Origin of the sequence: Dyadobacter jiangsuensis, from assembly GCF_003014695.1 — a bacterium.
In the GTDB taxonomy this organism is placed as follows: domain Bacteria; phylum Bacteroidota; class Bacteroidia; order Cytophagales; family Spirosomataceae; genus Dyadobacter; species Dyadobacter jiangsuensis.
The window spans coordinates 252345-272433 of sequence record NZ_PYAS01000001.1 but is presented as its reverse complement, the minus strand read 5'-3'; the positions used below and the strand labels follow the sequence as shown (position 1 = coordinate 272433).

The window sequence follows — 20089 nt, the reverse complement described above, 5'->3', positions numbered from 1 at the left end:
CCCTTGCGCTGCCGCACGCCGGCATCGGCATTATTTTCATTCACCTGCCTGCGTTGGCCGCCTTTGCTGAATGCATAGGATGCTTTTAGGAAAACCGGAAGCGTTGTCAGTTGGATGGTCTTCTGCATCGCCCGAAAGCGACTGCGTGCGGATTTCCTCTCCCTGGTAAGTAAATGTCCTTCCGAACGGCAATGCGAATGTCAAACCAGCCCTGAAAGCCTTTGCAAAGCTCTTTTGAAGCGATATGAAATACAGGGGATCGGCGAAAGTCGTTTTCTGCATATCAATGGCCGGGCTATTATAAGTAAACTGGGCAGCCAGCGTCAAATGATACGGCAGGTTTGCACTTGCGGACAGGGCCAGTTCATAGGACGTTTTCTGCCGGCTTTCCAATATCTGCCCGGCGACGGCGCCGTCTGCACCGGCAAAGGCCCTGAACAGTTTCATATAGCTTTGCAGCTGGACCGCCTTGCCGATGGAGCATGTACCTGTGAATTGGCCGCCAATCTGCTGTATGGACCCCAGGTTGAAAAACCGGGTGAGCAATAACCCGTCCTCGCCCAGCCAGGTAAAATCGTTAATAGCCCCTTTCCTGTTATTCCAAAAGATACGAAAACCTATAAAATTCTTACCCAGGGACCGGCTGTATTCCACGCCCGCATTCGTAACGTTAGTGGGCCTGAGATCCGGATTTCCGCTTCGGTAGCTGTTGGGATCTTCCAGCATTTGAAAAGGATTCAGCTGAAACAGCCCGGGGTATTCCAGCGTCTTTTGATAGTTGGCTTTGAAACTGGCGCCCTCCCTCGGCTGGTATTGAAAGGCCGAGTTGGGCAGAAAGGTCATAAATGCCCGGGCATCGCCACCGATGATTCCTAATACCGCCCGCTCCATCCTTAACGAAACTTCCGAGGAGACCTTCTGCTTCGAAAACCGGACACCTCCATACAAGGCCTGGCTGGCCCCCTCGTACCGAAAGCTGCTTTGGTTTTTGTCGGCAAAATGGTTGGATTTCAATTGAAAACCGGTTGCTAACCTGACTGCCTTCGAAAGGGGCACCGCGTAGTCGACTCTCAGGTTGAATGTGTTCTGCCTCGGACGCACCAGATTGGCCTGCGTTGCGCCCGTAACCAGGTCGGTGAATACGCTCTGATTTTTTGCCCGCAAGTGATAGAAACTCCCGTCGGCGGTGAGCTCGCTTCCCTCGCGCCTACCCGGAGCGCCCTTGTAAAACAATGAGTGGAAACTTCCAAGATTCCTGTCCGTGTCTTCTTTGAAATAATCCCATTTCGCGGTCGTGCGGCCGTCGTAGCGCGCCTGTACCCACCCATCCAGTTCCTGCGAGTAGGGATTGAAATTTCCGTAAAAGGCAATCAGGTTCCGTTTGTCGAACGCGTAGTCCAGGCCATAACTGAACCGGTGCGACCAGTTCTTTTGCCTTTCATTCCTGGAAGATGAAATACTGGTTCTAAGGTCGGACGCCGAAGCTTCTTTCCGGCTTTGTTCGACGATATCGAAATAGCCCATCGACCCGCTGTATGAAACGAAAGCGTCCATCTTCCCGCGCCCATAGCTCAGCCTGGCCGATGGGAAGGTATAGATCTGTTTCTTCACAGTCGGAGCTTCCATATTCACGTTTGCCGACCATCCCGCGCTGCGGTCCTTTTTCAGGACGACATTGATCACCCGAGCTGCACTAGCATCATACCTGGCCGGCGGATTGGACATTACCTCAACTTGATCGATATCCGCTGCCGGTAGCTGGCTCAGGTATTTAACGTCCCGCTCCATACCGTTTACCAGGATGATCACCTTCGTACTTCCTTCCAGGCTGAGGTTCTGCGCCAGGTCAATGCTAATGCCCGGGACTTGTTTGAGCAGGTCCATTCCGCTGACGGCAACTTCCTTCATTCGGGCGCTCACCTGGAAGGTCGTTCCGGACAGCCCGGTTTTTGCTTTTTCGCGTTCGCCGCGGATGGTCACTTCCGTTAATGCCTGGAAAATATCCGACAACAGTACCGTATCCAGATCGATCGTCTGCGACTCCGCCAATTCAATCGCATTGGTTTTAGCTGCATAACTTACGGAGGTGAATCGCAGCATGTATTTTCCTTCCGCAATTCCCGTCAGTTCGAAACGCCCGTGATCGTCGCTTTGGGTACCTCCCAGCAGCGTGGAATCCGCTCTGGCATACAACCCCACATTCACGAACGGAGCCGGGAGCCGAGTGCCGTTTTCCATTAAAATACCCTTCACCGATCCTGCGGCATGCTGCTGGGCACGGACGTCGCGGACGGACAGCAGTAAAAACAATGTACAAACAGGCACTAAAAATATCCGGGGAGTAAAACACTTTTGCATCCTTTTATCAGGTGTTGATTGATAACTGGCTGCAAAGGGAAGCAAGGCCTCCGTGGAAGACAATCCGGAGGGATACTTGGCAAGAATATGACGTCAACGACGATCAGACAGCCGCTCTTGGGACGAATAGCAACAATTTGGGATGAATGATCAGCGCATCGCCCAATACATTCGGTCGAAATTTTCGACGTTACTCCGGGAAACCGGGATCAGGTCGCCAGCTCCTTCCAGCTGCAAACGGTATCCCGCTGAATTTCCCGTCCGCTTGCTCACTTTTTTAATATTGACCATAAACGCCCGGTGGGTCCGGACGATGAACGGAAAGCCCGCGAGCATCTGCTCCACGTCGCTGATGGAGTTCCGGATGATTTCTTTACGGACCGAGCCATTTTGGAATAAATGAAAGACAACATAGTTCCCTTCCGACTCGATATAGAGCAGGTCGGACAATGGCAACGTAAAAGCCTCACTTTTCAAACGGGATTGAATGTGTACCGTTTCCTCAACGGAATCACCGCTAACGGTAACGGGTATCTGTCCGCTCTCCAGATACCGCAGGTTAATCAATGTCAGCATACCGTACAGGATTGCGCATGTCAGAAATACAATCTTGCAGGAATCCATCAACGTGGCGAAGTTCAACCGGTTCAACGGCCCCTCAACCCAAAAACCAAAGGCGAACACGAAAATACCGAGGCCAGTCAGGATCAGTAAAATCGCCAGAATTTCTTTTCGGATGCTCCATTGATCCCGGTTGGAGAAAAACCACATTTTTCTCAATCCATAAATCAGCAGCATATGCACCGGAATCATCGCCACGGTGTAAAGCGCCATCGTCGCCTCAAAACTCATTTCCCCTTTCGCGCTCAGGTCAAACGGCCTGTAAATAATCAGAAACAGCAGGCAATAGAAGGATAGCAGCACAGAGCCGATCACCGGTTTTTGGATCAGGTAGTTTTGCGGATACTTTTGATCTATCCAATCGACATACTTAGCAATCATCGCGCGAACACTCATTGGGGGATAACCGGATGCAAATATATTGGCCGCACACGATAATCACATCCAACCGGGGCTGTTCGTGCCTGGTTTTGCCCATAGCCTTTGGAAGCGACCGCAAGAACTGCACATTTTTTGTAAATCAGGCCGCGTACATTTGTGCTGTAAACGTGAAAGAAATGACCAGCGAAGTTCTGCTATATATCAACAGCCATTTAGACAGCAAAATCACTCTGGAGACATTAGCCGACGTGACCGGCTACTCACCCTTCTACCTTCAGAAAAAACTGAGCGCCGGGTTGGGTAAAAGTCTCGGCAGGTATATTCAGGAGCAGCGTCTGCATACCGCCGCCTATTTCCTGGCTTTGACGCAGTTGCCGGTTCATGAGATTAAGTATTTGATCGGCTTCGAAGACGACAGCTCTTTCGGAAGGGCATTTAAAAAGCTGTACGAAGTATCGCCGCTTCAATACCGGAAATCGAAGCAACACCAGCAGGCTTTTCCCGTGCAGACTTTTAAGTACATATCCGCAAAAGGCATTATCAATAGCGGGTCACCTCAAACAGCGCGGGTTTTCGCATCGCGGGGCGACTATTTCTCGGAAGGCATATTCGCGATATGGAGGGACGTTTCCGAATACATCAGGTCGATCGACAAATCGCCGGGGGATTTCCACCATTATGCCATTCTCCATGAATGCCCCCATTTGACGGGCAGCCGCGACTCGCGTTATGATGCTGCCATCGTCCCGATCGGCTTTGAACTTCCGGAGGACCCTTTCCTCGAAACAAGAATCCTGGATGGCCGGTATGTAAGATATGACTTTTGCTCCCACGTGCGCGACTATGAAACCGTAAGTTCGGAAGTGAATAACACGCTGGCGCTGCAAACGAATATACAGCACCGTCATGGCGTGTCGTACTTTAAATTCGACACCATGCCCGACTACCGGAATCCCGACAACCTGTTTATCAACTGGTATTTACCCATCGAATAAATAATAATACGTACATGAAAAAGAGAATAGTAGTATCCCTGCATTGCCTGGGGATAGCAGGGCTTGTTTTTGCGTTCGGCGACTTGCTGATCGAGCAGGAAAATGTCATTTTCAAGGCCAATGCGGAGCCAGCGGCATTTGCCAAACTAACCACCTCCATCGCATACCTGTGGTGGGCGGGGCGGGGATTTCTGGGTGTATTCCTGGAAATGATCGGGACCGTCGGGCTATATCTTTACCTGCAAAAATCGAGGGCTGAAAAATGGGCTTTTGCAGGATTGCTCCTTACCCTCACGCACCAGATGCTGGGAATTGGCGTGTTTGCCGTCGCGTACTTTCTGTTTCCCGCCGCAGGACATCTGTTTCTGGCCGGGGCGCCGAATGCGATTTCTTACGCGACCATGGAAGGCGCATTAGCCGGTCTTTTCGGAGTCTCGCTGATTTGTACCATGGCAGGTTTGTTCTGCATGGCACTCGCCATCCAAAAGAGTGGAAAACTACCGAAATGGACCGGATGGCTGGCATTTCTGGGTTTTGCGCTGATCCCCGTCCCCGGCGTAGCGATCCAGTTCCTGGCTAACACCCTGTGGGGCGCCGCTTATTTCCGCATGGCCGTTTATGTGAACAAAACAATGGATGTGCAACAGGAGTCAATGGCCCCGGTTTGAAAATCTTGGTTTTTACCAAATACTGCTAAAATCCCGCGCTGCAAATTTGCAGGGTCAGGAGAACATCACCTGGCCCTGTTTTAATTCTAACTATCTGTTTGCCATGAAACTTACTTGCCTGGCCGTTTCCGCGGCTATATGGTCGGTGTGTGCCTATACCAAGGGCCCCGAAGCGCCCAAACAAATGATCCGGAACTTGTGTGAGCCGTCGAGCGTCAAAGTTACGGCTCGCGCCCGCCCGTCAGAACTTAGTCGCCCGTTTCCGAAACTGCGTCGGCGACATGCCGGTAAACTGCTTGAACTGCCGCGTGAAATAGGAGGTCGATTGAAAATTGAGCTCGAAAGCGATGCTGGAAATATCCTTGCTAATGTCCTGAAGCAGGATCTGGCTATGCAATATACTCAGCTCCCCGATCCACTGTTTGGGCGGTTTGCCGGTGGTTTCCTTAATGCATTTGCAAAGGTAATTTTCTGAAATAGAAAGCTTGTTGGCGTAAAACAATACTTTCTTTTCCGTCTGATGGTATCGCTGCACAAGATCTTTGAATTGCAGGGTGATATAAAAAGTCCTTTTGATAGACGCTTCTTCCAAAGATTGGTCGGGCCGCATTTTCATTAGTGCAGCCTTCAATAACAGTCCGCTGATTTCGATATTGTCGTTGGAGCCCAATTCCAGTTCGAGCAGCCGGAGCAAATGCGACATCCAGTTCTCCGTCGGCTTGGACAGCATCGCATAGGGCGATGTTTTGAAGAAATGGTAGTCGGTACTTTTGTCGAGGGATATGTTTTCCAGCAGCTCGTTCTCGAATACGATAAAGAAGCCTTCCGTGTCTTCCGAAATTTCGAGCGTGCGGGTAATGCTGCCTTGCTTGATCAACAACACGGAGCCCGGACTGATCTCATATTCAGAGATTTCCAGCTGCTGCTTAATCCTTCCGTTGGTCACGAAAATGATAAAATTGAAAGTGGTACGGTATGGAAGGACCGGGATCAATATGTTCCGCAGATAGTTTTCTATCCGGTACAATTGCAGTTTCGAATTGTTGAAATAGATCTTTTCCGATAACCCCGGCAGGAACAAACTTTTGTACTCAAAGTTTGACAGCATCTTGATCGTATCGCTCATAGCTCCGCAGATAGTGGATCGTTCCTCATTGATTAAAACCTGAATGCAACACCCGCCTTCAAAAAAAACGGAGTCCCCGGTGTGAATGTCAGCTGGTCGTATCCGCCGGCCGGTTCTCCTTTCAGGCGTGTCGTTGCCGCAAACATCGCCTCGTTCCATTTCGTATCGAACAGGTTCTGGATCTGAAAGCTCAGCACCATCGCCTTCTTTTGGTAGCTCATGATGAGGTCATTCACAAAATAGCCGTTGGCAATGATGCTTTTATCCTGCGTCGCGGGCCTGTCGTGCATATACCTGTATCTCAAATTGGCAGTAAACCCATTATTAAACGTAAACGCAATGCCCCCGGTACTCGTCATGGTTGGCGCCAGGTCGACGTAATCGTTGCCCCGCTCCTCGCCCGTCAGGCGCGGCCTGGCCAGGTTTACGTCGGAATCCAGATACAACCAATGAAACGGCTGGTACCGGAACGTCAGGTCTACCCCCAACCTGCGGGTACTTCCAATGGCCGAGGTACCATAGCTGTCTCCGTTCCAAATGTATTCATTCTGCAAGAAGCTATACCAAAGCGTGGGGATAAATATGAACCCCGGCGCCGGCGTCCAGATCGTCCCCAGGTCGGCCCCCACCGAGTAGGGCAGGATTTCTTTCCCGTTCTGCGCCACCACCGCACGCACGTCGTTCGAATGAAAGCCCAGCCCGGATTTGATGAAGACCTGCATCGTCGGATTCACATTGTAAAAAACATTAAGCTTCGGGCTCACACGTGCCGCCTGGGCGCCCTGCTGGCCTTTTTGCGGAATGAGCTTGTCGTAATAACTGAAATTGAACCAATCGAATCGCAAACCGGGGTTCAAATTCCACCGGCCGACCAGCCAGGATGCCGACGCGAATGCATTCAGGTTCGTCTCCGAGGCGGTACCCCAGGCTAGGCGCTCGTTGAGCGTTTCGCGCTGGGTGACGTAGCTCAGCCCCAGTTCATGGATATTATCATAGCGGAAGCCTGTCCCGGCCGAGAACTGCAAGGTACTGTTGGCGAAATCGATATGATGGTGGTACTGAAAGTTGGTGCCGTAAATGTCCCGGTTGTCGGTTTGCTGTATTTCATCGCCAGCGTCGGGATGCACGAGGTAGAATGTAAAATCGGAGAAGAGCTCGAAATCGTATTTGGCATAGTAGAATGTATTTTGCCAGCCCGAGTGATCATTAATCCGGTGGTTCCAGTTCAGGATCAGGTTCGTGCGCGAGGTATGCCCGCCCTCCGTCATATCCACCGAACCAAACCTCCCGATATCCGAAACGGCACGGACCGGAATCTGCCCCGAGCCATTCCAGTTAGAAGTAAATGTTGAGCCGGTTATGCTAATGCTGTCCTGCTCACTGATTCTACTGCCGACCTTGCCGAACAGGTTCAGCCGGTTGAGGTTTTGTTTGACATCAAATGGCCCGTCGGTAAAATTGTATTCCGCCGCCACATACGCATTACTCCTCTCCGTATTGACCACATTAAACAAACCCACCGCCCTCAGCGTATTGAAACTGCCGCGTTCCACCCTGACCATATTGTTTTTCAAACGGTCGTAAGTGTGAAAATCCACGTAGCCGGAGGTGTTGAAATCGCCTTTCCCGGCATAGTAACTACCTTTCCCGAAACTGATATTCTCCACCGTCTCGGGAATCAGGAAATGCAGGTCGGAATAGCCTTGCCCATGAGCGTGCGAGACGATGTTGACCGGCATTCCGTCGGTCGAGATGCTGATATCCGTTCCGTGGTCATTATCGAATCCACGGAGGAAAATCTGCTCGGCCTTCCCGCCACCGGCATGCTGCGCGATGAACAGGCCCGGGACTTTGCGTAACAAATCCTGTGTGGTGTTGAGCGGGATCCTGTTCAGGTCGATCTTCATGATGTGATCCTCGGGCGATTTGGCCGTCACGACCACTGCCGACAGCAGCATCGCCGTCGAATCGCTCAAATGCCCGTTTTCATTCGCGGTAACCCGCGTACTATCGATTTTGGTATCGGCGTGCGCTGTGCCTGCCATTAAGAAAAGGCCCACCAGCACGCCCGGCCAAAACCGGCAATTCATGTCATTCATTTAAATAAAAATTTGTTGATGCCCTCTGGTCCTGCTCCTATCCCTCGTTTTCGTTACTGAACTGGTAAAAAAGTCGCCTGATCGGCAATGTGAGCCAGGTGCCCAGCACAAAAGGGAATGTGAGTACGCCTCCTGCCTTGGTGAGGATGTCCCAATCCGCTTTCAGGAGGTAGATGTCGATCAATACCGCCAATGCACAGGCGATGAATGCGAGCAGCCCGTCCTTACGCTTCACGCCTGCAAAAACAATGGAGCACAGCACCGCATTGAAACTGAACAGCCCGATATGTACCTGTGTGATAGGCTCCGCGAACAGCAGGGCAATCCAGGCGCCCAGAATGGACCCCGCCAGGCCGTACAATGCCGCCACGGGATTGGAGATAAAAACAGCGACCATAAAGATCACCCCGGCCAGAAAACTTCCCTGGAAAATCACCTCGCCGAAACCGTTGGTAGAAGTCGTAAAATCATTCACCTCATTGCTGAACATGCTCGTTTCGACCAATGCAACCGGCGCCGGTATGCTCGTAAAATGGTGCAGGCAAAACACGAGCACCCAGGTCACCAGAATGAAGGGTAAGGTAAAAACCGGGATTTTCCGCTCGATAAAGAAGTGCTGTATGACTGCCGCTGCCGCCGAACCCACGATGATCATCACCCATACGACCGGCTCCGCGCGGAAGTGGAACGTCAGCGCAACGCCCACCAATGTCGCGCTGAAACCATACAATCCCATGCTGATTTGCGCCGGGTCGTACTTCAAAACACGGGCGGTAACCGTACCGACAACAGCGGCCAGGATAGCGGCCACGCCCATCGTAATATCATCATAAAAGATACCCGCCAGGAACAGCAGGCCCGTCCAGATATTCTCCTGCAACATAATCTGCCCGACGCCTTTGAGGGTTTCCGAGATAAAGGGGGCTCTTTTTTCGATTAAATCCATTTTGTTGAATATTGTTTGAAAATCCTTTTAACTCACCATCCCAAAAACACCATCCCCGTCGCGCAGAACGTGATCGCGACACCGCTCACGACATGGATGTAGCGTTCCAGCCGCTCGGTGCGGAGAAAACCGTAGCCATAGCAGCCCAGCAGCACCATGAAGAGCATGGTAAGCACCGTACAAGCCGTGAAAACGCCGATCAGCACCGCCACTTCGGCCATGGAGCGGTTGGTACCAGAAAAGAACAGCAGCGGCACCAGCGGCTCGCTGGGTCCCATCACAAAAATGACGAACAGCACGAGCGGCGTCACCTTCACGCGGTTACCAGGCATTACCGCCTCCCCGTGCCGGTGTTCATACACGTACACCTCGTCGCTCATCACGTCGAAATGCTTATGCGGGCGGTTGAGGTACGCGTGGCGCAGGCCGAAAAGCAGGTAGCCCACGCCGAACAGCAGTAGCGCCCAACCTGAAAGATCCCCGCGGATATCCTGAAACCAGGAAATTTTATTCAAATGCCAGCCCAGGTACACGCCTGCCAAACCCAGCAGTACCGAGCTGAAAATGTGGGCGAAACCGCAGACGATCGTCAGCAATACCGTCCGGCCCATCGTCCATTTGCGGGAGCGCGACAGCACGATGAAGGGCAGGTAATGGTCCGGCCCCGCGGCTGTGTGGATAATGCTGATAGATGCGGCCGTCAGGGCCAGCACAATGAGGGTTGAATTCATGCGAGACTAACTTTACTTTCTTCCCAGATCAGATTTTGGATTCTTTGAAAACGGTCGTACAACTGCTCACCTCCGTGCCCCAGGCATCGCAGCACAAAGCCGTCGTGCCGGATTTTAGAAATGCCAAATTGCACCTCCTGTTCCCCCTGCATCATTTCATAAATGCATTCGATCAGCTCGTCCACGGGCTGGTTCCCGGTATTTACATAAATCAAAGTTCCCTGGTGCGTGAAGCCTTCGAGCAGGCCGATGGCCGCCAGCGGCATCAGCTCTGGCAACAGCAGCACATTGTCTTTCAGTATCAGCTTCTGCCGATGCCTTACCTCGATCAGGTTCTGGAAATGGCTGTATTTAAAAACCTCCCCGTGGTACTTCCGTCCGCAGGTAATGATCTCGCTCATCAGGAACTCGCATGCATCGCCGAGCGCCACTTTCGTAACACTCTTGAACGTCGAATTTTCGTGCGGCACCACCGGATGCGGAACGTAGGAGAATGCAGCGCCGTCGGCCAGGTTCACCTGCATCAGTTGCGAAGCGCCGCGTTCCATGTTAAACAGCCGCTGGTACGATTGCGACTGCAATTGCAGGCGCGCATTTTGCTCGACCTGGATATTCAAATCATAATGGTCGCCGTCCAGAATGCCGGGCGATGAACTCATCACCATCAGATAAGCCGCGCCATCCGATTTCGTCTGGCCCACCGGAACCACGCGAAATGGCGCCGACACGAACACATCTTTCATGTACGACTTCCCATCCCTGGCCCCGGCGGTAATACTCAGTTTACAATCCACTATCTGACGAGGTTGGGTTCTTCAATTGTTTCCAGCAGCGCATACTTCCTGATCCAGTCGATAATGCTGTCGACGCCCTCGCCCGAGCGCAGGTTCGAAAAAATGAACGGCTGTCCCTTGCGCATGCGGCGCGCGTCCTGCTCCATCACTTCCAGGCTCGCGCCCACGTAAGGGGCCAGGTCTATTTTGTTGATCAGCAGCAGGTCGGAGCGCGTAATGCCCGGCCCGCCCTTGCGTGGTATTTTCTCACCTTCCGCGACGTCGATCACGAAAATGGTCACGTCGGCCAGATCGGGGCTGAATGTGGCCGAAAGGTTATCGCCGCCGCTTTCGATGAGGATAATTTCAATATCGGGAAAGCGGTTTACGAGCTCGTCCACGGCTTCCAGGTTCATACTGGCGTCCTCACGGATGGCCGTATGCGGGCACCCGCCGGTTTCCACGCCGATGATCCTTTCGCGCGGCAGCAAGCTGTTTTTTGCCATAAACTCGGCATCTTCCTTGGTATAAATGTCGTTGGTGATCACGGCCAGGTTATAGTCGTTCATCATCCTGCGCGACAGGCATTCCAGCAGCGCGGTTTTCCCCGAACCCACGGGTCCCGCCACACCTATTTTCACATATTCTCTCTCGTTCTTCATTGTTAATTTTCCTTTTTGAAATAATTTTTCGCCTGTAAACGGGTACCCGGGCGGGGAGCTGTCCAGCTCTTCTTTTTACTTGATTTAAGACATATACAACCTCGAATACAGCCGCTCATGCTGCATGCAGCGGATATCGAAAGCGATATTGCACAGCCCTACCAGCTCCCTGTCCACCAGCAGCGTTTCTTCCGCCAGCTGGTAAAAAACCGGTTGCAGGTCGAGCATGAGGTCCTGCCCGTCGAGCTGCCCGAGCGGCACCAGCTTTACGGCATTGGTAATGAGCCCGGCCGCGGCATTGTAGTAGAATGCCAGCAGCGCATCATGCAGGGGAATGCCGAGTTGCTGGGCAAACAGACCGAATGCAATACAGTAATGGCCTTCCGCCTCCTTTTCCTTGATCTGCCGGTCGAATGCATCGGCCAGGGCGGAGCATCTTTTCCGCTGGAAAATCTTCAACAGCCGCACGCCCAGCTTCTGGCTCGCTTCGCGGATTTCCCTCGGGCTTTTCAATGCGCTGCATTCCTGATCCAGCTCCGCCAATGCGCCGGTATCCGCCGCAGCAGCAGCCTCATACGCGAGGCGTACGAAGGAGGCATCGTTGTACTTTACATTGTACGTGAGCATGTTCGTCACAAACTCCCGCGCCGTGGCCGTGGAATGCACAATATCCTGCTGCACATAGGTTTCCAGGCCATTGGAATGCACATATCCGCCAATCGGCAGCGTCGGGTCCGACAAATGCAGCAATGCGGCGAGGAATGAATTGGGGCTTTCCTTTTGCATATTACCTATTTGGAAACGGACGAGGCCAGGTTAATAATTTTCGAAAAAAGCGATTGCTCCGCACCTCCGTGCCCGTGGGGCTCCACATTGGATTTCAACCAGTTGAGCAGCTGCCGCACCTGCTTTTCGGGTTTGTATCCACTTGCCTGCAGCCACCGGAACATCGGCTCCTCAAAAGGCATCAGCACCTGGTCGTCGTCGATGAAAAGCGGCATATGCTTGTTGCCGATTTCGTAGCATACCGTCCCCATTTCCAGCATGGTCGCAGGCGAGATCACAATGGCCTCGCAAGGCCGGATATGTACCGCCACGATTCGCGCGGCGTCTGCATATACGACATCGTTCTGCCGCAGGCGCTGGCCTTCGCGTGTGAACCTGATCGCGATTTCGACGCCACCGTTCGTGAACCTTCTGTGGATTTTTTTGGCACTCTCAAACCATTCTATTTCAAGGAGATCAACCACCTGTCCTTCGTTCGGCCAGGTCGCCAGATTCCCCAGAATAGCATTGATAATCGTCATGATTTTTTCTTTTTGAAATGGAAATTTTTGGAAATGCCCGTACCGAATGTGGCGCCACTTAGTCCTGCCGTGAAATTGTTGGTGGAAGCGCCGCCCTTCGGCTTCGTCATCAGGTTGGAAAGCTCCCCGAATTTGAATTTCAATGCCCATCCCCTGCCAAGAAGCACACCGAGCATCGGGTAGGCCCGCAAACGGTAGCCATTAAACTTCTCCTGCGTGCGGATTCCCTGCTCGCCCCATACATAATGTGCATCCACCTGCGCAATCAGCAGGAAATGCTCGCCGATCATCATCGAAGGACTGTACCAGATCCCGGCCTCACGCTGCTTCATGCGGTAGTCGGTCGCCGACTGCTTTTCACTCGAAAATGCGAAATTGACGCCGATCAGGTCGTTATTATTGATAAAATACCCGAGCCCCAGGGGAATGCCCGCGCCGGGGCTCGTGCTGAATGAACTGTTGTGGTAGCCGGGACCATTCGTTTTGGAATAATCCAGCGAACCGTACAGCATAAACTGGCCCTTGGGCCCGTTATCGGTAGCGCTCAACCGTTGCGCCGAAAGGTTTACCGCCGCCAAATGGCACAGCAAGCCCGTCATCAAAACCGTCAGGGTTTTTAAGCGAATCATCTTGCAGATTTTTTTGATGGAGGGTGCGATTAAAAAAGGAAGTACAACTGGGCCAACGGCAGCTTTTCGGCCGGCTCGCAAGTCACGTGCACACCATCCACGGTTACCTTGTAATTCTCGGGATTGACTTCAATGACCGGCGTTTTGTCGTTGTGGATCAGGTTCTTTTTGGAAACATTCCGGCAGCCGATCACCGGCAGCGACGTTTTACCCAGCCCGTACGACTGCACTGCACCATTATCGAGCGAAATCTGCGACACGAAATTCACACAGGTAGCCAACCTTGCCTTGCCATGCGCCCCGAACATGTTGCGGTAAATCACCGGCTGCGGCGTAGGGATGGAGGCATTCGGGTCGCCCATTTTGCTGGCGATCACAAAGCCGCCTTTCACGATCATTTCCGGTTTTGCCCCAAACAATGCGGGCTTCCAGATCACCAGATCGGCGATTTTGCCCGGTTCGACCGACCCTACATATTGCGAAATTCCATGCGCAATGGCCGGGTTGATCGTGTATTTGGCGACGTACCGCTTCACCCGGAAGTTGTCGTTTTCGTGCCCATTATCCTCTTCCAGCTCGCCGCGCTGCTCACGCATTTTGCTGGCCGTCTGCCAGGTGCGGGTTACCACCTCTCCTACCCGGCCCATTGCCTGCGAATCGGAGCTCATGATGCTGAACACGCCGATATCGTGCAGAATATCCTCGGCAGCAATGGTTTCCGGACGAATGCGAGAATCCGCAAATGCCACGTCTTCCGGGATGTTCTTACTCAAATGGTGGCATACCATGAGCATATCCAGGTGTTCGTCGATGGTGTTTTTCGTGTAGGGGCGCGTCGGGTTGGTCGAAGCAGGCAGTACGTTGGGATACATGGCCGCCTTGATAATGTCGGGCGCGTGGCCCCCGCCCGCACCTTCGGTATGGAAAGTATGGATTACCCGGCCGTTGATCGCGTTCATCGTATCTTCGAGGAAGCCGGCTTCATTGAGGGTATCCGTGTGAATCGCCACTTGCACATCCAGCTTGTCGGCGATCGTGAGCGACGCGTCGATTACGGCCGGCGTCGCACCCCAGTCTTCATGGATTTTCAAACCCAATGCACCAGCTTCGATCTGCTCTTCCAACGCTTCCAGCGAGGCCGAATTACCTTTCCCGAAAAAACCGAGGTTCATCGGGTAATCGTCTGCGGCTTCGAGCATTTTCTGGATATTCCATTTCCCTGGCGTCACGGTGGTGGCATTGGTACCGTCGTTCGGGCCGGTTCCGCCGCCGATCATCGTCGTAATACCGTTGTACAGCGCCGTTTCGATCTGCTGCGGGCTGATAAAGTGAATGTGCGTATCGATCCCTCCCGCCGTAACGATGTAGCCGTTACCGCCGTGCACCTCGGTAGAGGCGCCGATGATCAGGTCAGGGTGTACGCCGTCCATAATATCGGGATTACCCGCTTTACCTATCCCTACAATTTTACCGTCCTTGATCCCGATATCCGCCTTCACAATGCCCCAGTGATCGATGATGATCGCCCCGGTAATGCAAAGGTCGAGCACGCCCTGGCTGCGCAATGCGGTCGCCGACTGGCCCATCCCGTCGCGTACGGTTTTACCTCCGCCGAATTTCACCTCGTCGCCATATACGGCGTAGTCTTTTTCAATTTCAATGATCAGTTCGGTGTCACCGAGGCGAACTTTGTCCCCGGCCGTCGGGCCGAGCAGGTTCGCATATTTTTCTCTGCTTATTTTAAGGCTCATTTTACTGAATTTTGAAGTCTAACAAACCGGCTTTTTGCAATGCGAGCTTCTTGTTAAGCTCCAAAGTGGTATCGCCATTGACCAGATTATTGATGCCGATTACGCGGCGTGCACCGCCGAGCGCCACCAGCTCCACCGTCTTTTCTTCGCCCGGTTCAAAGCGCACCGCGGTCCCAGCAGCGATATTCAACCGCATACCGAATGCCGCATCCCGGTTGAAAGACATCGCTTTATTCACCTCGAAAAAGTGGAAATGTGACCCGATCTGAATGGGGCGGTCGCCGGTATTGGTTACTTTCACAGTGGCAGTCGGGCGGCCTTCGTTGCAGATTATATCGCCCTTTTTGATCAAAAACTCTCCTGGTATCATGCTTGTCAGGTTTAAGGGTTAACGAATAGGCTCATGAACGGTCACCAGCTTGGTACCATCCGGAAACGTGGCCTCGATCTGAATATCGTGTATCATCTCAGGCACGCCGGGCATCACGTCGTCGCGGGTGAGCACGGCCGCTCCCGCTTGCATGAGGTCCGCCACGGTACGCCCGTCGCGGGCGCCCTCCATGACGAAACTGCTGATGAGCGCGATTGTTTCGGGGTAATTGAGCTTCACGCCCCGCGCCTTGCGTTTGAGCGCTACCTCACCTGCCAGGTGCAGCAGCAGCTTCTCTGTTTCTCTGGGTGTTAAATGCATATGGATATTCTATTTTGTATTAATAGGTAGACATTCATTGCCTGAAAGGACGCCGCTCCCCGCGCCCGCTGGCACATGCGCTTGCGATCCCGCACATGAAACCATTGGGCAAAAGGATTTCCTGAACCGAAGCCAACCGGCCGGACAAGGAAAAAAAATGCGAACTTACATGGATATACGAAAGCTGAACGGGCAGTTCAAAACCAGACCGGCACAATGCGGCCACTCACCCGTTCGGGAACAGTACTTGTACCGAATGCGAAACGCACACGGCGCGTACCCGGAAGTAATCAGAAAGGAATGATCAGGGACCGATACAGAATGTACCGGGGAAGAGTCCGGGCAAGAACCGGCCGGGGAGCAACAATGGAAACACCCGGATCGTCAGTCGCATGCAAAACGAAGGACAGGTACCTGCTGAAAAAACCTGCCAGCTCGCTGAAATCCTGGCTATCCTTTTTCTCTTTGGAGACGGAAGAGGTATTCTCCTGCACTTCGAGCATGGCCGCCTCCTGGTGGTAGTTGTCCTTATCCGGAGATTTCCCGACGGTCGGGCAGTCGTTCGAATCCGCTACCGGCGCAACGGCGGGATGTCCCAGACTCCGGGTCCCGGTTGTCGTCAGAATGACAAGGAGTATACCAAATAGGATTCGAATGCAGCTCATGGGGTGCCGGCAGAAATTACATCATCTTTCGGATGATAAATGTAGATATTCCTGCATCCACCGGTTTTCAATAATCTGGACATTCTTTGCACAAATCTGGAAAATCCGTTCCTTGAACCTGAGCAAGCGCGTTTCAGGGTAGCAACACCAGTGGCGCCATATGCTCTCCTACCTGCACCTTTGCGTGGTCGGTGGCGTTGTGGTCACCGGTTATACGGATATTGCGACCGGTGAGATGATCGAAACGTCGGATGGCGGCGGACATTTTACGCAAGTGACACTTAACCCGGCGGTAACAGTGGCCCGGCCGGAAATGATTGAAAAGGCCATCGCATTACACGGGAGAGCGAGCGAGCTTTGCCGCTGACATGGCCGGGGAAGGGCTTAGCCATTTTGACATTCTCCGCTGGAAAACAGCCGAAAAAGTATTGAACAAAGAAGTAGTCAGTATCGAAGTGCCGGGTGTATTACCATTGCGGATCATCCACACACGCCGGTTCGACGCTGCCAAAGACTACCAATGGCCCGTTCCGCAAACAGCCATTGACAATGCCAAAAACCTGAAACAAAATCCCGCCTGGGAATAAAAGTACACCTATGAAGTCATTCTCATTATCTCTGTTTTTCCTCTTTGTATTGCCTGCATTCAGGCCGGGACAAGCGCCTTCCGAACCGGCCGGCGAGCTGATCAGGCTGGATTACCAAAATCCCGATACGGTAACCGACCTCGGTGCCGGGCTTTGGGCCTGGCCATTGCCGATGGACTACGACGGCGACGGCGATATGGATTTGCTGGTATCATGCCCGGACGTGCCGTACAATGGGCTCTATTTTTTTGAAAACAAATCGGGCAAGAAAGTCCCCGTGTTCGAGGCTCCTGTGCGCGTAGCCGCCGGCCTGAAACACCCGCAGGTGTCGTATGTGGATGGCCAGCCGCGTGTGCTCGACCAGGGTGCGGAGCTGACCGATTTCCTGCAAAGCAAAGGGGCTACCAGGCAGCCTGTGTATGCACCGGATTCACTGCATACCGATTTCAAAAAGAAACCGCGCTTTGTGCAATGGAAATGGGTCGATTACGACGCCGATGGTGACCAGGACCTGATCGCGGGCATCGACGACTGGCTGGAATACGGCTGGGATAATGCATACGATTCGAAAGGTAAATGGACGAACGGCCCGCTCCACGGCTATGTATACCTGATCGAAAACAGCGATGGGCATTACAAAAACAGGGGCCGCTTGCAAGCTGGCGGCGAAATCCTGGATATGTACGGTCCGCCCTCCCCCAACTTTGCCGATTTCGATGGCGATGGAGACCTGGACCTGATCTGCGGCGAGTTTCTCGACAAATTTACCTGGTTCGAGAACACCGGCACGGCTAAAAAACCGGTGTACGCCCATGGGCAACAACTGGCGAATGCGGGCGGCAGCATCCGGATGGACCTCGAAATGATCATCCCCGTGGCCGTCGACTGGGACCGCGACGGGCACATCGACCTCGTTTGCGGCGACGAGGACGGCCGCGTGGCGTTGATCCGGAACACGGGCAAGAAAAAAGGGCGTATGCCGCTTTTCGAATCGCCGTACTATTTCCAGCAGCGCGGCGGCTCCATTAAGTCAGGAGCATTGGCGACGCCGGTCAGTGTGGATTGGGACGACGATGGCGATGAGGACATCGTCACCGGTAATTCGGCAGGCTACATCAGTTTGATTGAAAATAAGGGAGGTGGTGCCAAGCCGGATTTCGCCGCACCGAAGTTTCTCAAAGCCGGGAAGGATGTGATACGCATTCAGGCCGGAGACAACGGGTCGATCCAGGGGCCCTGTGAGGCTAAATGGGGCTACACGACCTTATCCGTGGCGGATTGGGACGGAGATGGGTTAAAGGACATTATCGTCAATTCCATATGGGGCAAGGTGCAATGGTTCCGCAACCGCGGTAAAAAGGGAGCCCCATTGCTGGATCCCGCCAGGCCGGTGGAAGTAGCCTGGACGGGCATTGCTCCGAAGCCTAAATGGATATGGTGGACACCCGCTGAAAATGAACTGGCGACCCAATGGCGTACCACACCATACGCGATCGACTGGAACAAGGACGGGCTCGCGGACCTGGTCATGCTCGACCCGGAAGGTTACCTCGTGTGGCATGAGCGGTTCAAGGCAAGCAAAGGGCTGATGCTTCACCCCGGCAAGCGCATTTTTATGGATGAAAACGGAGAACCGTTACGCCTCAACAAGAAAGACAATGGCGGCAGCGGGCGCCGGAAATTTACATTAACCGACTGGGATAAGGACGGCGACCTGGATATGCTTATCGATAGCCGGAATGTCGATTTTTACGAAAACACCGGCGAAAAGGATGGGAAAGTGACCTTCCGGAATAAGGGGCCGCTTGCTGAACTGCGCCTGGCCGGCCACGACACCAGCCCCACCACTGTCGACTGGGACAAAAACGGTCAGCCGGATTTGCTCGTGGGTGCGGAAGATGGCCATTTCTATTACCTCAAAAGATAAATCAGTCTGTCGGACATCCCGACGTGGTCCATCACGGTTTCCAGTATGTCGATTGGCTTTTCGACGGCAAGAACATTGTATTTCTATCGCGTACCGCATACGACGACGGCCTGGGTGGCGCCCGAAATAATCACGATGCGAATTTTTTGACGTTTCACCGCATTAAGAAGTACTCGAAAAAGTAATCACCAGAAGCGCGAGGGGGCCAGTCTAGTTTTTAGTGCTGGCTCCTGTCGCTACGGTCTTGCCGGTGTCGCTTTCAACTACATGGGCGGGGAAAACATCGAGGATTTTTGTTACAGCCGACCGGATGATGACTTCCGGATCTTTGCCATCGTTAAACAGTACTTCAATTGCGGCAACCGCCCAGCCGCGCCAGATTAATTTCCTGGTCTGTGAATGCCAGACATCGATAATTAAAGTCGCCTCCCGGTACCGGAATAAGTTGTCGCGCGGCATCATCCAGTAGTCGCCGTACAAATAGCCGTACGGATCCGGGAGCAACATGGATTGCTCGTCAACACGGATATCATAGCGCAAAGTCAGGTCGGATGGCTCCCGGCTTAATACATACCCTTTGGCCCCTAGCAGGTCATTCACAGCCTGCTTGATACGGCGATCATTCCATTCATTAAAATACAAGGGATTCACCCCCCACGCCGCACTATCCGTTTTGGCCCATTGGAAAGTATGGTATTGATCCACCGCCCTGCTGCTGTCGATTTCATGGTAAACCCGCATTTCCGGGCTGCACCCGATAAAGATCGTCGTCAATAATGCCAGCAGCGTTCGCATAAAGCCTGTGAAAGTTCGTATGGATATCAAATGCCGAAGGAAAGCCAGCGGGCCTCTTCTTGTTCATTCCGGCTAGGCTATTTCGAACCAGCCTTCGCTGCAAAACCGCTCGCGCCCAACCGACCAGGTTAGCTGTGCGAGCCAGAAACCTTTGGCAAACCGGCGGGTCGAAATGCTTACCCGAGGGCCGTTGGCCGGGGTAAGCGGTATTGTAAGATCTTCCTCAGCCGATTGCCTGGTAAAGGTCACTTCGGCTTTCACAAAATATAAGGGCAGTACAAAAGTGACTTTTTCCTGTTCTGCTTGGTAGGTCATAGTAGTAAGGTTTTATTAGGTTAATCGGCAGAATCATGGTTCATTGCATTACATACGTGTAA

General features: G+C 53.0%; 22 protein-coding genes. 5 read left to right on the top strand and 17 right to left on the bottom strand.

What is annotated here, in order from left to right:
- Nucleotides 1-36: 36 nt before the first annotated feature.
- Both CLV60_RS01010 and CLV60_RS01005 read right to left on the bottom strand, forming a co-directional pair.
- A complete protein-coding gene (locus tag CLV60_RS01010; protein WP_106593524.1) occupies nt 37-2358 on the bottom strand; it encodes a TonB-dependent receptor in 2322 nt (773 codons plus the stop codon).
- A 150-nt stretch (nt 2359-2508) separates the two neighbouring features.
- Nucleotides 2509-3375 carry a LytR/AlgR family response regulator transcription factor gene (locus CLV60_RS01005; RefSeq protein ID WP_106593523.1) on the bottom strand — a complete coding sequence of 289 codons (867 nt, stop codon included), beginning with the start codon at nt 3373-3375 and terminating at the stop codon, nt 2509-2511.
- Between the two features lie 161 nt (nt 3376-3536).
- Here CLV60_RS01005 and CLV60_RS01000 point away from each other — a divergent pair, with 161 nt between their 5' ends.
- Both CLV60_RS01000 and CLV60_RS00995 read left to right on the top strand, forming a co-directional pair.
- On the top strand, nt 3537-4355 hold the full coding sequence (locus CLV60_RS01000) for an AraC family transcriptional regulator (RefSeq protein WP_170118680.1): 819 nt from the start codon (nt 3537-3539) through the stop codon (nt 4353-4355).
- A gap of 14 nt (nt 4356-4369) precedes the next feature.
- Nucleotides 4370-5023: a hypothetical protein gene (locus CLV60_RS00995; protein ID WP_106593521.1), complete on the top strand. Its 654-nt coding sequence runs from the start codon at nt 4370-4372 to the stop codon at nt 5021-5023.
- A gap of 241 nt (nt 5024-5264) precedes the next feature.
- Here CLV60_RS00995 and CLV60_RS00990 read toward each other — a convergent pair whose 3' ends face one another.
- The 13 genes from CLV60_RS00990 to CLV60_RS00930 all read right to left on the bottom strand — a co-directional run bounded on the left by CLV60_RS00990 (nt 5265) and on the right by CLV60_RS00930 (nt 16403).
- Nucleotides 5265-6149, bottom strand: a complete 885-nt coding sequence (locus CLV60_RS00990) for a helix-turn-helix domain-containing protein (protein WP_106593520.1) — start codon at nt 6147-6149, stop codon at nt 5265-5267.
- A 32-nt stretch (nt 6150-6181) separates the two neighbouring features.
- Nucleotides 6182-8248 (bottom strand): TonB-dependent receptor, encoded by a 2067-nt coding sequence (locus CLV60_RS00985; RefSeq protein WP_106593519.1) that lies wholly within the window; start codon nt 8246-8248, stop codon nt 6182-6184.
- A gap of 37 nt (nt 8249-8285) precedes the next feature.
- The gene (locus tag CLV60_RS00980) at nt 8286-9194 is read right to left on the bottom strand and encodes an urea transporter (RefSeq protein ID WP_106593518.1); all 909 of its coding nucleotides are present in this window, start codon (nt 9192-9194) and stop codon (nt 8286-8288) included.
- Between the two features lie 32 nt (nt 9195-9226).
- Nucleotides 9227-9925: a hypothetical protein gene (locus tag CLV60_RS00975; RefSeq protein WP_106593517.1), complete on the bottom strand. Its 699-nt coding sequence runs from the start codon at nt 9923-9925 to the stop codon at nt 9227-9229.
- On the bottom strand, nt 9922-10719 hold the full coding sequence (locus tag CLV60_RS00970) for an urease accessory protein UreD (RefSeq protein ID WP_211302171.1): 798 nt from the start codon (nt 10717-10719) through the stop codon (nt 9922-9924). The genes CLV60_RS00975 and CLV60_RS00970 overlap by 4 nt, the downstream gene beginning before the upstream one ends.
- Nucleotides 10719-11360: an urease accessory protein UreG gene (ureG, locus tag CLV60_RS00965; RefSeq protein ID WP_106593516.1), complete on the bottom strand. Its 642-nt coding sequence runs from the start codon at nt 11358-11360 to the stop codon at nt 10719-10721. The genes CLV60_RS00970 and ureG overlap by 1 nt, the downstream gene beginning before the upstream one ends.
- A gap of 84 nt (nt 11361-11444) precedes the next feature.
- Nucleotides 11445-12146: an urease accessory protein UreF gene (locus CLV60_RS00960; RefSeq protein ID WP_106593515.1), complete on the bottom strand. Its 702-nt coding sequence runs from the start codon at nt 12144-12146 to the stop codon at nt 11445-11447.
- A gap of 5 nt (nt 12147-12151) precedes the next feature.
- Entirely contained in the window at nt 12152-12667 is a 516-nt protein-coding gene (gene ureE / locus CLV60_RS00955) for an urease accessory protein UreE (protein ID WP_106593514.1), read from the bottom strand.
- Nucleotides 12664-13296 (bottom strand): outer membrane beta-barrel protein, encoded by a 633-nt coding sequence (locus tag CLV60_RS00950; protein WP_106593513.1) that lies wholly within the window; start codon nt 13294-13296, stop codon nt 12664-12666. The genes ureE and CLV60_RS00950 overlap by 4 nt, the downstream gene beginning before the upstream one ends.
- Before the next feature lie 29 nt (nt 13297-13325).
- Nucleotides 13326-15047, bottom strand: a complete 1722-nt coding sequence (ureC, locus tag CLV60_RS00945) for an urease subunit alpha (protein ID WP_106593512.1) — start codon at nt 15045-15047, stop codon at nt 13326-13328.
- 1 nt (nt 15048) lies between these two features.
- Nucleotides 15049-15417, bottom strand: a complete 369-nt coding sequence (ureB, locus tag CLV60_RS00940; protein WP_106593511.1) for an urease subunit beta — start codon at nt 15415-15417, stop codon at nt 15049-15051.
- A gap of 18 nt (nt 15418-15435) precedes the next feature.
- A complete protein-coding gene (ureA, locus tag CLV60_RS00935) occupies nt 15436-15738 on the bottom strand; it encodes an urease subunit gamma (protein ID WP_106593510.1) in 303 nt (100 codons plus the stop codon).
- Between the two features lie 290 nt (nt 15739-16028).
- Nucleotides 16029-16403: a hypothetical protein gene (locus CLV60_RS00930; protein WP_106593509.1), complete on the bottom strand. Its 375-nt coding sequence runs from the start codon at nt 16401-16403 to the stop codon at nt 16029-16031.
- A gap of 160 nt (nt 16404-16563) precedes the next feature.
- On the opposite strand from CLV60_RS00930, the gene CLV60_RS00925 reads away from it, so the two are divergent.
- From CLV60_RS00925 to CLV60_RS00915, 3 genes are read left to right on the top strand one after another with little or no spacing between them, the layout of a single operon-like run.
- Nucleotides 16564-16770: an OsmC family protein gene (locus tag CLV60_RS00925; protein WP_106593508.1), complete on the top strand. Its 207-nt coding sequence runs from the start codon at nt 16564-16566 to the stop codon at nt 16768-16770.
- A complete protein-coding gene (locus tag CLV60_RS00920; protein WP_170118679.1) occupies nt 16721-16990 on the top strand; it encodes a RagB/SusD family nutrient uptake outer membrane protein in 270 nt (89 codons plus the stop codon). Before CLV60_RS00925 ends, CLV60_RS00920 begins: the two co-directional genes overlap by 50 nt.
- Before the next feature lie 10 nt (nt 16991-17000).
- On the top strand, nt 17001-18917 hold the full coding sequence (locus CLV60_RS00915; protein WP_106593506.1) for an FG-GAP repeat domain-containing protein: 1917 nt from the start codon (nt 17001-17003) through the stop codon (nt 18915-18917).
- A gap of 210 nt (nt 18918-19127) precedes the next feature.
- On the opposite strand, the gene CLV60_RS00905 is transcribed toward CLV60_RS00915, so the two are convergent.
- A complete protein-coding gene (locus tag CLV60_RS00905) occupies nt 19128-19712 on the bottom strand; it encodes a DUF4136 domain-containing protein (RefSeq protein WP_106593505.1) in 585 nt (194 codons plus the stop codon).
- Nucleotides 19713-19784: 72 nt separating this feature from the next.
- Nucleotides 19785-20027: a hypothetical protein gene (locus CLV60_RS00900; protein ID WP_106593504.1), complete on the bottom strand. Its 243-nt coding sequence runs from the start codon at nt 20025-20027 to the stop codon at nt 19785-19787.
- Nucleotides 20028-20089 lie beyond the last annotated feature (62 nt).